At 34.5% G+C, this 15,050-nt stretch carries 16 protein-coding genes; all 16 read right to left on the reverse strand.

Annotated elements, in window-relative coordinates; all coding sequences use genetic code 11:
• Positions 1–459: 459 nt before the first annotated feature.
• Positions 460–858 (reverse strand): Holliday junction resolvase RuvX, encoded by a 399-nt coding sequence (locus tag BX659_RS00995; RefSeq protein WP_106231539.1) that lies wholly within the window; start codon positions 856–858, stop codon positions 460–462.
• Complete coding sequence (locus BX659_RS01000; protein ID WP_097017430.1) at positions 842–2,005, reverse strand: DUF3084 domain-containing protein; 1,164 nt, start codon at positions 2,003–2,005, stop codon at positions 842–844. Before BX659_RS01000 ends, BX659_RS00995 begins: the two co-directional genes overlap by 17 nt.
• A gap of 133 nt (positions 2,006–2,138) precedes the next feature.
• Positions 2,139–3,236: an LptF/LptG family permease gene (locus BX659_RS01005; protein WP_097017429.1), complete on the reverse strand. Its 1,098-nt coding sequence runs from the start codon at positions 3,234–3,236 to the stop codon at positions 2,139–2,141.
• A gap of 11 nt (positions 3,237–3,247) precedes the next feature.
• Positions 3,248–3,964 (reverse strand): LPS export ABC transporter ATP-binding protein, encoded by a 717-nt coding sequence (lptB, locus tag BX659_RS01010; RefSeq protein WP_172431859.1) that lies wholly within the window; start codon positions 3,962–3,964, stop codon positions 3,248–3,250.
• Positions 3,965–3,966: 2 nt separating this feature from the next.
• A complete protein-coding gene (locus BX659_RS01015; RefSeq protein ID WP_097017427.1) occupies positions 3,967–4,596 on the reverse strand; it encodes an LptA/OstA family protein in 630 nt (209 codons plus the stop codon).
• Positions 4,586–5,173 carry an LPS export ABC transporter periplasmic protein LptC gene (gene lptC / locus BX659_RS01020; protein ID WP_253250700.1) on the reverse strand — a complete coding sequence of 196 codons (588 nt, stop codon included), beginning with the start codon at positions 5,171–5,173 and terminating at the stop codon, positions 4,586–4,588. The genes BX659_RS01015 and lptC overlap by 11 nt, the downstream gene beginning before the upstream one ends.
• On the reverse strand, positions 5,173–6,051 hold the full coding sequence (locus tag BX659_RS01025; RefSeq protein WP_097017426.1) for a lysophospholipid acyltransferase family protein: 879 nt from the start codon (positions 6,049–6,051) through the stop codon (positions 5,173–5,175). The genes lptC and BX659_RS01025 overlap by 1 nt, the downstream gene beginning before the upstream one ends.
• Before the next feature lie 22 nt (positions 6,052–6,073).
• Positions 6,074–6,580: a KdsC family phosphatase gene (locus BX659_RS01030; protein ID WP_097017425.1), complete on the reverse strand. Its 507-nt coding sequence runs from the start codon at positions 6,578–6,580 to the stop codon at positions 6,074–6,076.
• A 153-nt stretch (positions 6,581–6,733) separates the two neighbouring features.
• A complete protein-coding gene (locus BX659_RS01035) occupies positions 6,734–7,720 on the reverse strand; it encodes a KpsF/GutQ family sugar-phosphate isomerase (RefSeq protein WP_097017424.1) in 987 nt (328 codons plus the stop codon).
• A gap of 68 nt (positions 7,721–7,788) precedes the next feature.
• Positions 7,789–8,616: a 3-deoxy-8-phosphooctulonate synthase gene (gene kdsA / locus BX659_RS01040; protein WP_106231541.1), complete on the reverse strand. Its 828-nt coding sequence runs from the start codon at positions 8,614–8,616 to the stop codon at positions 7,789–7,791.
• A 72-nt stretch (positions 8,617–8,688) separates the two neighbouring features.
• Positions 8,689–9,414, reverse strand: a complete 726-nt coding sequence (gene kdsB / locus BX659_RS01045) for a 3-deoxy-manno-octulosonate cytidylyltransferase (RefSeq protein WP_097017422.1) — start codon at positions 9,412–9,414, stop codon at positions 8,689–8,691.
• Positions 9,411–10,532, reverse strand: a complete 1,122-nt coding sequence (gene lpxK / locus BX659_RS01050) for a tetraacyldisaccharide 4'-kinase (protein WP_097017421.1) — start codon at positions 10,530–10,532, stop codon at positions 9,411–9,413. The genes kdsB and lpxK overlap by 4 nt, the downstream gene beginning before the upstream one ends.
• Positions 10,529–11,185: a lysophospholipid acyltransferase family protein gene (locus BX659_RS01055; RefSeq protein WP_106231543.1), complete on the reverse strand. Its 657-nt coding sequence runs from the start codon at positions 11,183–11,185 to the stop codon at positions 10,529–10,531. Before BX659_RS01055 ends, lpxK begins: the two co-directional genes overlap by 4 nt.
• 8 nt (positions 11,186–11,193) lie before the next feature.
• Positions 11,194–12,930, reverse strand: coding sequence for a lipid A export permease/ATP-binding protein MsbA (gene msbA, locus BX659_RS01060; RefSeq protein WP_097017419.1), 1,737 nt, complete (start codon positions 12,928–12,930; stop codon positions 11,194–11,196).
• Positions 12,931–14,067, reverse strand: a complete 1,137-nt coding sequence (gene lpxB, locus BX659_RS01065) for a lipid-A-disaccharide synthase (RefSeq protein ID WP_097017418.1) — start codon at positions 14,065–14,067, stop codon at positions 12,931–12,933.
• Between the two features lie 59 nt (positions 14,068–14,126).
• The gene (locus tag BX659_RS01070) at positions 14,127–14,939 is read right to left on the reverse strand and encodes an LpxI family protein (protein WP_097017417.1); all 813 of its coding nucleotides are present in this window, start codon (positions 14,937–14,939) and stop codon (positions 14,127–14,129) included.
• Positions 14,940–15,050 lie beyond the last annotated feature (111 nt).

Here is a 15,050-nt window from a genome sequence, read left to right on the forward strand (position 1 = left end):
CTTGATATAATAAAATTTTTCTATTAACTTAATTCTATGCAATCAACCAAACTCCTTTATTTTATTCTGTTTTTTATTAAAAAAAATAAATTAAAATAAATAATTAGTTAATTTTATAAATAGTTAGTATTTTTATTATAATGTATTAAATTATATATAATTTAATACATTATACCTAAAGTGAGATTATTTTATTTTAATACTAATTATAACCTAGATTTTTTTGTTATATTTTGAATTATCAGACTATTTTCTTTTTAGTTAATAAAATTTAGATAATAGAGAGATATTACGACACTTTTTACTTTGGTAGTTAGGTAGTTTGGGGGTAGATAGTTAGGAAAAATCTAACCATCCAACTACCTACCCACCTAACTCCGAAATTGTCGCAATATACCTAAACGCTACTATATATCTAGATTAAATTTAAATAAGAAAAAAGGAACTAGGTAAAAATACCTAGTTCCTTTTTGACATTTTATTCAAATATCTCAAAACCAATATAATAGCTACATAGTCATCAACAGGCTCTGGAGGCGTTTGCATTGAAGTAGGCAGTAACCTTCTCCACCCTCGCCGAGGATTCTCCTTCCAATAGTACTCTCTAGCTTCTAAAGTAGAGTGAGATTCATCAATAATATAAATCTTCTTAAAGACTCCCTTTAAATTAGTAGCTATATCATCACTTTTAGTCCCATTTCCTAAAACGACAACTTGAAGCTGATAATCATCCTTTAATACCTTTAATTTATCTATGAGGCTATTGCTCTTTATAACCGCCTTAAATCTAACATTCAAATCTTTATCTATCACGGCTAAACCACATTTATCCTTTCCTGGGTCAATTCCAATTATCATTATCATCACCTAGTATCTTAAATTCTATATTATCTTTTAACTTATCATTACGCCAAATATCATTAAGTGCTATGACTTGAATCTTGCTAGATTTATTCTCCATTAAAAGTCTATCAATTATAGGATAAAGGGTAATTGGACTAATTTTTCCTACTTCACCTTTGGAATCAACTAAAAGTCCATCACTAATAACTTCTCTCTTTAAATTCTCTAACAAGAAATCTAAATCTCTTTCAATAGAGGATAAATTATCAGTAGATTGTACTTCACCTACCAAGATAGGTTCTCCTTGCTGATAGACTTTATAATCTTCATAAATATCAAAATTAATAGCTAAAGCTTCATCTTTAAAGGTATTCTTAGCAGTTACTAACCTTAAGATAACTCTATCTTTCTTATCTTTTAAAATCTCATATAATCCATTGAGTTCTTGGTTATTATACGTAATACTCCCTTCCTTTCCTCTAACTTCAATACCTGCTTGTCTAGCCAGTACATCTGCTTGCTCTAAGAGCTTATTGACCTTATCCTCTGCCTTATTTAAGCCTTCTTCTAAATTTATTACCTCTTCAATTATAATCTCACCTTTTTGGTAAATAATATCTCCAGTCAATGACGATAAGTACCTTCTACCAAATAGACTGATATTATAAGCTAAGTTATCAACCTGCTCTGTCAAAGAGCTTTTTTGCAGATTCAATTCTTCCACTTTATCTTCTAACTCTAGCTTGCTCTCTTGGACAATTTGATACTCCTGCTTTACCTTAGTTAAATCTGCTTCTAAATTATCTTTATCCTCTTCCAAGATAAGCAAATCATTGACCTTCTTGTCAATATCCCTTCGTAAATCTAATAACTCGTTATTTTTAGATGCTAAACTCTGATTTAAGACAGATAAACGTTCTAGCATTGCTTCCATATCAAATAATGCCATTCGTACATCCTTTGAGGCTCCCATTAAGAGTACTAAGGAAGCTAGAGCAATCAAGATACCTGTACCTACAGTAATCACTATTGAAGTATGCTTAGGGCGCAACCCAAAAAGGGATAACCTCTTCTTTCCTATCTTCATTCCAATCTTATCACCAACATAAGCTATAATTCCTGCTACAATAATTAGAGACAATAGTAACTTAATCCCATACATACTATATCCCCTTTCTAAGGGCAGTTTACAGTATACAGTTAAGTTTAAAACCACTTAAACCCTAAAAATAAACAGACGTAAAGTTTTTGATATTTTAACTGTCAACTGTACATTGTAAACTGTACACTATTATTTATCTGGATGCTTTATACATCAATCCAACTCCTACTATAGTAAAGATTATATTCTGAATCCAAGCTCCTAGCCAAGGTGCTATACTTCCACCTTCACCCATAGAAGAACCAATAGTCATAAGCGTATAATAGATAAAGATAACTATAATACTCAATCCTAATCCGATAGAAGAGCCTGAACGATTAGGCTGTAAACCTAGGGGTGCTCCTACCAAGGCAAAGATAAAACAAGCAAAAGGAACTGCATACCTTTGATGATAAACCACCTTCAACTCTTTAACATCTCGCCCTTCTTCTTCCATAAGTTCTATATGCTCACTCAACTCTGATAGGGTCATTTCTTCAGGCTCCTTCTGATTACGAGTAATTTGAGTTGGAGTTCTATCCAAATTACTCTTCATATTGAATCTTTTAAAGGTAGTCTGAGGTACTTGTCCATTATCAGTAATTGTATAAATAGTCCCATCTATAAATACCCACTCTTCTTCTAACCACTCTGCTTTCTTGGCTTGAATACTAGTAACTAGCTTTCCATCCTCATAATCTTGCCAGGTTACTCCCTCTAACATCTGAGTATTACCATCATACTTATCAGCTGTTAAGATATAGTCCAACTTGCCTGTTTGACTATCAACTGGAGATATTACTAAATTTTTTTGAGTCTTAGGTCTAACTGTACCATGCTTGAGCTTCCAAACAATCTCTTCATAGGTATTTAGACTGGCTGGTACTAAACTATTATCAAAAAAGATAGTAAGTCCACTTATCAATAATCCAACTATCAATACTGGGGTAACTATCTTAATAAAGCTAATTCCTCCTGCCTTTAAAGCTATAACCTCACTATCACCTGATAAACGCCCAAAGGATAATAAAGTAGCCAATAACATAGACATAGGAAAGGTTAATACAATTACCTGTGGCAAACTTAAAAAGAATAGCTTTACTATTGTTAACAATGGAACTCCATATTGAGACATCATCTTAGCTAAGCTAATCAGTACATCTGTCCCAACGAAGATACTCGTAAAAGCAAAGACCCCAAAAAGAAATGGTTGAATCAACTCAACCAATAAATATCGATAAATAATCTTCATTTACTGCCACCTCACATACTAAATGTTTCACCTAAATAGAACTTCTTAGCCGTTTCACTATTAGCAATCTCTTCAGAAGTACCTGATAATAGTATCTTCCCCTGATGCATAATGTATGCTCTATCGGTGATTGCCAATGTTTCCCTAACACTATGGTCAGTAATGAGTACCCCCAACCCTCTATTCTTTAAGTGAGAGACAATACCTTGAATATCACTAACAGCAATTGGATCTACTCCAGCAAAAGGCTCATCTAATAAGATATACTCAGGGTCTGTTGCTAAAGCTCGGGCAATCTCTACTCTCCTTCTTTCACCACCAGATAACATATAGCCTTTCTGTTTACGGATATGGGCAATATCAAACTCTTTTAGTAAAGACTCTAAAATCTCATGATTATCCTCTTGACGATCTATCATCTCTAAGATAGCCATAATATTCTGTTCTACTGTCAGCTTTCTAAAGACCGATGCCTCTTGAGCCAGATAACCAATCCCCTTTCTAGCACGTTTATGCATCGGTAACGGGGTAATATCATTACTATTTAAAGTAATATTCCCTTGATTAGGGCTTACTAAGCCTACAACCATATAAAAGGTAGTTGTCTTACCAGCACCATTGGGACCTAGAATTCCTACAATTTCACCTTTGTTAACCTCAAAGCTTACACCCTTTACTACATCTCTCTTATTATACGTCTTAATCAAATTTTCAGCCTTAATTGCCATCATCAATCACCCTTCTCATCACTAGGAATAACAAATTTTGTCTTCCCTTTAGCAATCATCTTTCTAGTCTTTAAATTAATGATTACCTCTTCAGCATTCACTGTCTGTGTTCCACGTTTTGCATAAACATTACCAGTTAATATCACCTCTTGAGATACATCATTATACTCCATCTCTTCTGCATCTGCTATTAAATCTTGACTTTCATCTACAATATGGGCTCCACCATAGACGAATAATTTATTAGTATCCAAATTAAATTCGAATCTATTGCCAGTTATAGTAGCTCCCTCATTTTCCATCTTAGGATTACCAGTTAATACCCCTTGCTTAGATTTATTATTTAGTGTTAACTCTTGACCAGTTAGCTTACTTCCCTCTTGTTGAATAACAACTTCCCCTGTAGCCTTTATTTCACCTAAGTTTTGATTTGCAGTCAACTTATTAGAAGTTAGCTTTAAATTATCTCTATCTAATACAACATTTCCTGTAGCAATAATCTCAGAGTTCATATCATCAACTATCAATTTATCTGCCATTAATATAGTCTCTTCTTCTTGAGCCAATAGATTAACTGATGTAAACAATAAGGTCAATATAAATAAACTTAAAATCAAGGATTTATTCTTCATTACCTTCACCCATTTCTTGAGAAATAACTTTTACATTCCCTAATATCTCTAGTTTCTTTAAATCAACCTGACTTATAAATCGCTCACCTCTAACCTTTAATCCAGGTTGTTCAATTAACACATGACCTAGTCCTATCAACTCATTTTTGGCACTATTCCAATTTAGATTATCGGCTTTGAGTAGCTTTTCTTGACTCTTAATGGTTATAGGACCCTCTAATCCAATAAAACCTGTTTCTATATCCACCTTACCTTTATCAGCTATAATATTGATTACTTCCTTTTCTTCCTCATAAACCTTAGCTTGAATTTGATTTAATGTAATTTGATTTCCCAGTTCAAATTGTTGGATTGATTCTGCCCCCAACTCCCATCTAGTAATACCATCTTCACTATATAAGGTTATAGATGATTCTTCTAATTCCAGACGAGGCTCAGCTTCTTGTTCTTCCTGTAAAGACTTAGGTGAAATTTTGACCTCTGGCTTTTGAGAGTAGTTATTTGTAGCAAAGATAATTAAAGGAATTATTAAGATTAAAAAAGCAACTACAAGATACTTTTTACTTAACTTCTTCACTATAAAGCCCCCTCGTCCTTTGTCTTCCACCTACGATGTAGCCATAGCCACTGATTAGGATAATCCCTTACCTGATTTCCTAACGAGTGAGCCAGCTCTTGTAATTTCTCCTTTAGCTCATCTTCACTGGCATTCTTGGCAACTTCAAGCCCTTCTTCTATAATCAAACGATAACTCTCCCCTTGCCTAACCATATAAGCAGGAAGAATTATTGCTCCAGTCTTTTGAGCAAAAACCACTGGTCCTGTAGGTGTAGAGGCAGGTCTATTTAAAAACTTTACAAAGGTTCCTTTAGAATGGGCATCTTGATCCCCTAAAATTAAGAGTAGCTCTTTTTTTAATAAGGATTTAAAAGCCCCTCTAACCCCTTTACCTCTCTTATCAAAGACCTTTCCCCCTCTACTTTTTCTAATCTTTAGAATCTCTTTATTAATGTAGGGATTTTTAAACATCCGAGCAATTCCATTTATAGGATAACCTAGCCAAGCTAAATAGAGACCCAATAAATCCCAATTTCCTATGTGACCAGTAAATATAATAACACCTTTGTTCTTTTCATAGGCTTTTTCTAGATATTCTAACCCATTAACCTCAATCTTATTATTAAAATCATTATCAGTCCAATTTTCGAAAGCAATAGTTTCTACAAATTTAATAGCCACATCCTGAAAGACCAATCTAGCTAAATTTTCAGCCTCTTCTCTAGAATAACCTAAAGATAGTTTAATGTTTTTAACAGCCAACTCTCTACGGTCTTTTACAATATAATATAATAAATTACCAAATGACTTAGCAAAAAAATGATTAACCTTCCTAGGTATCAGGTTAATCATTGATTTAAATGACTTAAAAAGCCAATAAAAGAACCTATCCTTCATAATAGACACCTCTTAACAGACATTATTCATCTTGATATTCTAAAATTAACTCTATTGCTTCTCTTACAGCTCCTTGTCCACCCTCTTTAGTTGTAATATAATCAACTACTTCCTTTACCTTCTTGACACCATTGGCTGGAGTAAAGGATAAACCGACTCTCTCCAAAATATCCAAATCATTGACATCATCACCAATATAAGCAACCTCTTCTTCTATTACATTGTACTTATCCAACACATTATTAAAGACCTTAATCTTATCTTTGATATTTTGATGGACCTCTTTAATACTCAATTCTTCAGCCCTACGTTCTACCAACTTTGACTCTCTTCCTGTAATAATAGCAGTTTTGATACCAGCTTCATGAGCCAGTTGAATCCCTTTTCCATCATGAACATGAAAAAATTTAAGCTCTTCTCCATTATTTCCTAAAATAATTCTACCATCAGTCAACACACCATCTACATCAGTAATAAATAATTTTACCTTGTTAGCCTTCTCTTTTAAAACTGAGTCCACTCTAACCATCCCCTATACCTTTATTATACTATTATCAGACTATCAATTTAAATTATATCTTGCCCTATATTAATTTTAAAGGGTATATATATCATTTGTCAATCAAACACAGAGAATGACAAAATTTACTTGCCTCATTTTTTAATTGTACATTGTAAATTATTAAAGTACCCCAGCTTTTAATAAGTCTTGGAAGTTAAGTAATCCTACAGGCTTATAATCATTATCAACTATTGGTAAATCACTGATTTCTCTCTCTTGCATCAGTTTTAAGGCTTCAGCGGCTAGTTTATCTTTAGTAATTGTTGATGGGCTCTTACTCATAATCTCTTTAGCAGTCTTATCTAATAGATTAAAGGACTCTTCTAGCTGGCGTCTTATATCACCATCTGTAATAATACCTACCAATTTTCCTTGACTATCAACAATATTAGCAGCCCCCATTCTAGATGAGGTCATCATAAATAAGGTCTCTTTTAATGTTGCTTCTTGATTGACAATAGGATTTCTCTCTCTAATATGTAAAACATCATTTACTGTTAATAATAACTTCTTACCAAGGCTTCCACCTGGATGGTAAAGTGCAAAGTCTTCAGGCTGAAAGTCTCTTGCCCATAGTAAAGAGATTGCTAAAGCATCTCCCAAGGCTAGTGTTGCCGTAGTACTAGCCGTTGGTGCCAAATTCAAAGGGCATGCCTCCTCTTCTACACCTGTATCTAAGATATAATTGGCAGTCTCTGCTAAAGTAGAGATTCTTCCACCAGTCATAGCGACTAGCTTTGCTCCAATTCGTTTAATAACAGGTAAAATTCTAATAACCTCTTCTGTCTCTCCACTATTAGATAGAGCAATTACTATATCCTGACTAGTCACCATCCCTAAATCACCATGTATAGCTTCAGCAGGGTGTAAGAAGAAGGAGGGAGTTCCTGTACTTGATAAAGTTGCTGCTAACTTTTTAGCAATAAACCCTGATTTGCCCATCCCAGTCATAATTACTCTTCCACTACATTTTAAGATTTCCTTGACTACCTCTATAAACTCTCCATTAACAGATCTCTTTAAATTTAAAATTGATGCCGCTTCAATCTCTAAGACCTCTATGGCCTGACTTTTTATCTCTGTTATATCTAGATTGTTTATATCCATTGAAAGCACCCCTTTTTTCTATAATCAATAAGTTAAGGCGAGGTAACCTCGCCATTAAAAATTATCTATTAAATGTCTTTAACTATCTCATCAATTGCTTTTGCTTTGATTAAAAGCTCTTCTAAATCTTCTAAACTGACCATATTAGGTCCATCACATAAGGCTTTAGAAGGCTCATCATGTACCTCCATAAACAATGCATCTACTCCTGCTCCTACTGCTGCTCTAGTTAAGTAAGGAACAAATTTCCTCTCTCCTGCTGAAGAGTCTCCTGCTCCTCCAGGTAATTGTACACTATGAGTTGCATCAAAGACTACTGGATATCCTGTATCTCTCATAATCGGGAAGGAACGCATATCTACAACCAAATTATTATAACCAAAGCTTACTCCTCGCTCTGTTAATAGAATCTTTTCATTGCCAGTACTTTCAATCTTCTTGACTACCTGCTCAATATCCCAAGGTGCTAAAAATTGTCCTTTCTTGACATTGATTACTCGACCAGTCTTACCTGCTGCTACCACTAGATCTGTCTGTCTAGATAAGAATGCTGGAATCTGCATAATATCTAAGACCTCTGCAGCAGACTCTGCTTGACCTATAGTATGTATATCAGAGATAACTGGTAAATCAAACTTATCCTTAACCTTCTGTAATATCTTTAATCCTTTTTCTAAGCCTGGTCCTCTAAAGGATTCAATTGAAGAACGATTTGCTTTATCATAAGAACTCTTAAAAACATAAGGAATCTCTAATCTCTCTGTAATCTCCTTTACCTTCTCAGCAATTCTAAGTACCCTCTCTTCACCCTCAATAACACAAGGTCCTGCCAATAAGACAAAAGGACGATTATTACCAAAGATTACTTTATCATTTAATACAACCTCTTTAACCATGTTAATACCCCCAAATTATAATTTACAATTAACAATTTACAATTTCAAACATAGATTTTAATTGTAAATTGCTCATTGGTCATTGTACATTGCTCTAACTCTCTCCAAATCTTTCTCAGTATCTACACCAATTGCTTGGTGTTCTGTCTCTACAACCTTGATTTTATAACCATTCTCCAAAGCCCTTAGCTGTTCTAAAGACTCTTTTAGCTCTAAAGTTGTTGTTTCCATCTTGGCATAGTTTAGTAAAAATTCTTTACGATAAACATAGAGTCCAATATGCTTATAATATCTAATATCAACATCAGTTCTAGGATAAGGAATTAGAGACCTTGAAAAATAAAGGGCAAAATCATCTCGATCTGTTACTACTTTAACTACATGAGGGCTCTCTAACTCTTCTTTAGAATCTATCCTCTGCTTTAGAGTTCCCATCTTAATAGTATGATCTTCTAATAATGGTCTAACTGCTTGATCAATCATTTCAGGACTGATTAAAGGCTCATCACCTTGGACATTAACTATTATCTCAGAAGATAGCCCCTTAGCTACTTCAGCTAAACGGTCAGTCCCAGTCTTATGCTCTGCTGAAGTCATAGCTACCTCTCCATCAAAGGCTTTGACTGCATCATAAATTCTCTTATCATCAGTTGCTACAATCACTCTATCTAACGTACTAGAGAGCTTAACCTGCTCATATACTCTTTGAATCATAGGTTTGCCACAGATATCTTTAAGGGGCTTACCTGGCAATCTAGTCGATGCATAACGTGCTGGTATAATTGCTGTTACTCTCATTTTGCTACCTCCAATCTATCAATCAGCTCATCAAACTTATAACTTGAATCAATAATTCCTATCTCTATTCCCAATACCTCAAAGGATATCATCTCTAATCCAATCTCCTCTAATAAGTCATCATTAATACTAACAGCATCCTTTTCAGTAGTAATTATTCTATCAACATTCTTTTCACTGGCCAAGGTATATATCTCTAATATCTCCTTATGAGTATAAGTATGGTGATCAGCAAATCTTATCTTATCAACTAGCTCTGCTCCCAAACCACGCAAGGTCTGTTCAAAGGCTTTAGGATTGCCTATACCAGAGACTGCTAAAGTCTTTTCACCAGTCAAATTAATTTCATTCTGCTGATTACTATTTATTCTACGCAAATAGGTTGGATTATGCTTAGTAGTGATTATCATAGCTGCAGGATTAATCTCAATGAGCCTTTTTTTAATATCTCTTAGTCTAGTCTCCCCAATCTGATCTACTTTAGTTAAAAAGAAGACGTGGGCTCTCTTTAAAGAACTTAAGGGCTCTCTTAATAACCCTCTTGGTAACAGATGTTCATTGCCAAAGGGATTAGTAGCATCAATTACCACTAAATCATAATCTCTAGCAACCTGTAAATGCTGAAAGGCATCATCTAAAATAATAAAATCTGGGTTAAACTCTTGGCAAGCAAATTCTCCAGTCTGACTTCTTTCTGAACCAATAATAACTGGTATCCCTGTTAAGCTACTTGCTAACATATAAGCTTCATCACCAGCTTGGTCAGCATCCATTAAAATCTCTGTGCCATTAGAGACTAAGCCGACCTTATCAGAAAAATTAGCCTTATAACCTCGATTTAAAACAACAACTTTATGACCTTTCTCCGTTAAAGTCTTAGCCAACAGTTGAACTACTGGTGTCTTCCCAGTACCGCCCACAGTTATATTGCCCACACTAATGACCTTAGCTGATAAACTCTTTTGTTTTTTTATTCCCCAACTATACATTAACTTTCTTAAAGTTATTATTACCTTGTATAAAAATGATAATAAAGTTAATATTATTAAGATTATTTTAGCTATAAGTCCAGTTTCTTTACCATTAATCACATCTAACAAGTACTCTTCTATTTTCATATCATTTCACCTAACATATTCTTTGCAGTCTCTACTGCACTATTTAAGCCATCTTCAACAGATTTTCTATACTCTTCTAGCCCATTCTCAACCAAATCCTCTTTAACCTCAATATTATCTCCAAAAACCAAAGATGCCTTGGAGAAAGGTAGAGGCAGTTGAAATCTATCCCAGCTATCAAAGACCTTCTCCTTAGAAAAAGCAACCCCACCTGGAATTATAACACTGTTACTCTTCTGCGCCAAATAAACAATCCCTGCTTGAGCTTGATGCCTTGGACCTCTAGGTCCATCAGGTGTAATGGCTATATTCTTTCCTGATTTTAGTTTCTTTATTAACCTTAAAAGAGAACGTGCTCCACCCTTAGAAGTTGAGCCTCTTACCATCTCCCAACCCATCTTCTTGAATACTCTACTAATATACTCTCCATCTCTACTTTGACTGGCTAAACCTACATAACCACGATTCTTAAGATAGTAAGCAGGAAACCATAACTGTCCATGCCAAAAGGCTAAAATAACAGACTTGCCCGATTTCTTTGCTTTTAAAAGTCTATCTTCATTCTTTACTTCTACCTTTAAAGTACCACTAGTAATTCTCTCTAAAAGATAAGCAAATTGAGGAATTAATTCATACTTCAATCCCTCTTTCATAGCATCACCTACTTATTGAACTGTATTTCGTATAGCTTCTTATAAAGTCCATCTTTTGCTAACAATTCCTCATGGCTTCCCATCTCTACTACTTTTCCTCTCTCCATTACAACAATCTTATCAGCATCTAAAATAGTAGATAGCCTATGAGCAATAACAAAGGTTGTTCTGTTCTTCATCAGTCTATCTAAAGCATCTTGGACTAGAGCCTCTGATTCTGTATCCAAGGCTGAAGTAGCCTCATCTAAAATCAAAATACTTGGATCCTTTAAAATAGCCCTTGCTATAGCAATTCTCTGCTTTTGACCTCCAGATAGCCCTGCACCACGCTCACCTATCTCTGACTCATAACCCTCAGGAAATGCTTCAATAAAATCATGGGCATTGGCAGCCTTAGCAGCCTTAATAATCTCTTCCTCACTGGCATCTAAGCGACCATAGAGGATATTATCAGCAATTGTTCCACTAAACAGAACAGTCTCCTGAGGAACAATTCCTATCTTATCCCTTAATGATTTAATAGTAATATCCCTTATATCTACCCCGTCAATAGTTATCTCTCCACTATCTGGATCATAAAAACGTGGTATCATATTGACTAAAGTAGATTTTCCTGCTCCACTAGAGCCTACTAGGGCAATTACTTGTCCAGGCTTTGCCTTTAAATTGATTTTATCCAAAGCCAATTCATCATTATTATAACTAAAGACTAAGTCTTTAAAGTGGATATACCCGTCAACTTCAGTTAATTCTCTAGCTCCTACTTTATCCTTAATCGTTGGTTGAATATCAATAATTTCAAAGATTCTTTCAGCAGCTGCTAAAGCACCTTGAATAGTTCCTGATAACCTAGTAATACTCTTTAAAGGATTTGTAATGTACATTAATAGTGAGAAGAAACCAACCAATTCTCCAGGTGTCATCTTTGCTGCTATTACCTGACGCCCTCCATACCATAATACAACAATAAAGGACATTGCAGCCAAAAACTCTGTAACTGGTGTTAATGTAGCTTTTAATTGAGAGTTTTTCAAATTAGCTCTAAAATTAGCATAGTTCTCTTCTTCAAAACGGTCATACTCATATTCTTCTCTTCCAAAAGATTTTACTACTCTAATTCCACTAATAGTCTCTTGTAAAACATCAGAGAGATTACCTATTTTAACTTGGGCTCTCTTACTTACCTTTCTAATTCTTTTATTAAAAACATCAATTACATAGCCAATCACTGGAAACAAAAAGAAGGATATTAAAGTTAAGCTCCAATTATCATATAATAGCTTTCCTATACCTCCAAGCAAAGTGAACATTTGGCTAAATATCCCAATAGCTCCTGAAGCTATAGCTCCTTCTAGCTTGCCAACATCATTAGTTGTACGGGACATAATCTCTCCAGTCTTATTTTTAGTGTAAAAATCTAAAGAAAGACTTTGTAAATGTTGATATAGATTATTTCTTAAATCTTTGACAGCATTTTGAGAGACATAAGCAGTAAAATACTTCTCTCCATATTGGAAGATACCTCTAAAAAGAAATATAAAGAATATACCAATAATAATCCAATTCAACTGCACTAAGGTTGTTTCTCCAGTAGTTAGTCCTTGAATCATTGTATCGATTAAATCCTGAAATCTGTCAAAAAACAGAATACTTAAACCAGCATTTAAAATCATAGAAATAACAGCTAAAACTATTCTACCTTTATAGGGCTTTAAATATCTAAGTACACGTTTAGCTAATTCCATTTAAATAATACCCCCTGTGCTTAGCACCAAACTAGCCACTCGTTTGGTTGCTCCGCTTTCTCCTAGTTTTACTACAACATCTCTTAACTCTGCTTTAATTCTCTCTACTCTTTTTGGTGAATTTAGTATAGCAATTGCTTCTTTAGCTATTCGCTGACCAGTTACTTCATCTTGTAACAGCTCTGGTACTATCTCATCCTCAGCAATGATATTAGGCAGACCTATATAAGGCAACTTAACCAACAGCTTTCCTAACCAATATGTGGTCTTAGATGTTTTATAGACAATCACCATTGGAGTTTGAAAACAGGTTGCCTCCAAAGTTGCTGTTCCAGAAGCTACTAATAATAAATCCGCTATCTCCATTACCTCATAAGAATGACCAGCAATTAAATTAATATCAAGATTATAGCTTTCTATTCTCTCTTTAATATCTTCTCTAGATATACTATCTGCTAAGGGAAGTAGAAATTGAATATTTTCATAACTCTTCTTAATCTCTTGAGCTGCTTCTAACATAGGAGTTAATAATCCTTCTATTTCCTGTTGACGACTTCCTGGTAATAACCCTATAATCCTATTATCAGAATTGATATCATAAGACTCTTGAAATTTATCTTTAGACAGTTCAGGCTCCACCAAGTCTAAAATAGGGTGACCCACAAACTCAACATCTGCACCAGCTTGACGGTACACCTTCTCTTCCATAGGAAAGACCGACGCAATCTTTACTTGGCGTTTAGCCATCGTTTTGGCTCTTCCTTTGCCCCAAACCCAAGCAGAAGGTGCAAAATAATTAACAGCAGGAATTCTGTGTTTATGGGCTATTTTAGCCACTTTCATATTAAAGCCAGAGTAATCTACTAATAAGATCACATCTGGCTTCTCTTCTTTCATAGCTTTATCTAATTTATTCAAAATTTTATAGGCTAACTTTAAATGCTTAATTGCCTCAATAAAACCAATAGTACTTAATTTGGTAGGATCATAAATTAATTCTACACCTTCTGACTCCATACGTCGACCGCCAATTCCAATAAACTCAAGGTTAGAATGAAGCTTCTTCATCTCTTTGATTACCTTAGCTGCGTGCATATCACCAGATACTTCACCAGCTATTACCATTATCTTTGGCATTTAATCACCCACCTTATAAATCAATTAACAATTGATAGTTAATAATTAAAAATAAAAATTTATTCTTTACTCATTGCCATAATTGTAATTCCTGCTTGATTTGCCCTCTTAATAAACTCTTCTTGATCGACAATAAAGGTCTTTTTGGCTTCAATCACTAACCCTTTAGCCTTAACTTCAATCAGCTTCTCCAGAGTATCTAAGCCAACAGCAGGAATATCAAATCTAAAGTCTTGCTGAGGTTTACTTACCTTTGCTACGACCACTTCACCTCGCCCTAGCTTACCACCTCTTAAAATAGCTTGATCAGTTCCTTCGATAGCCTCTACAGCCATAATGGCATTATCCTTGACAACAACAGTCTGTCCAATATCTAAACGACCTATCTCCTTTGCCATCTTAAATCCATACTCCATATCAGCTAATGTTGTAGCATCAGGCTTAAGTGCTGTTAAGAGACCTTTATTTGGTAATAGTTCTGTTATATACTTAGTCTGATCACTGATTTTAATTCCAGCAGACTCTAGCTCCTTAACAATTGCTAGCATAATTGAATCATCATTCTTCTCTTTTAGATTACTAAGTAAGAGCATAAATCTCTGATCTAGTTCTATCCCTTGATAAAGTAGCTCTTTAGTTACTTTACCTAACATTATAACCTCACAAATTCCTTCTTCTTTGAGAATATTTATGATTTTATCCAATTGCCCAGCACTAATCTGATAGACCTTAGTTGCTACATTCTTTAGTTCATCAACCTCTGCTTCTGGAGTGAGAGTAATAGCAATAACTTCATTTCCTGCTGCCACTGCAGCATAAGCAAATTTAACAGGTAAATTGCCATTGCCTGCTAGTAAACCTATTCTAGCCATAATCAACCTCCCAATATAATCACCCAACTTTAGAATAGAATATAAAATTAAGTTGAATGACAGTAACTATTAACAAGTATGAGTGATAAGTAAACTCTTAAATAATTATTA

It is taken from the genome of Orenia metallireducens, assembly GCF_003001995.1.
Taxonomy (GTDB): domain Bacteria; phylum Bacillota; class Halanaerobiia; order Halobacteroidales; family Halobacteroidaceae; genus Orenia; species Orenia metallireducens_B.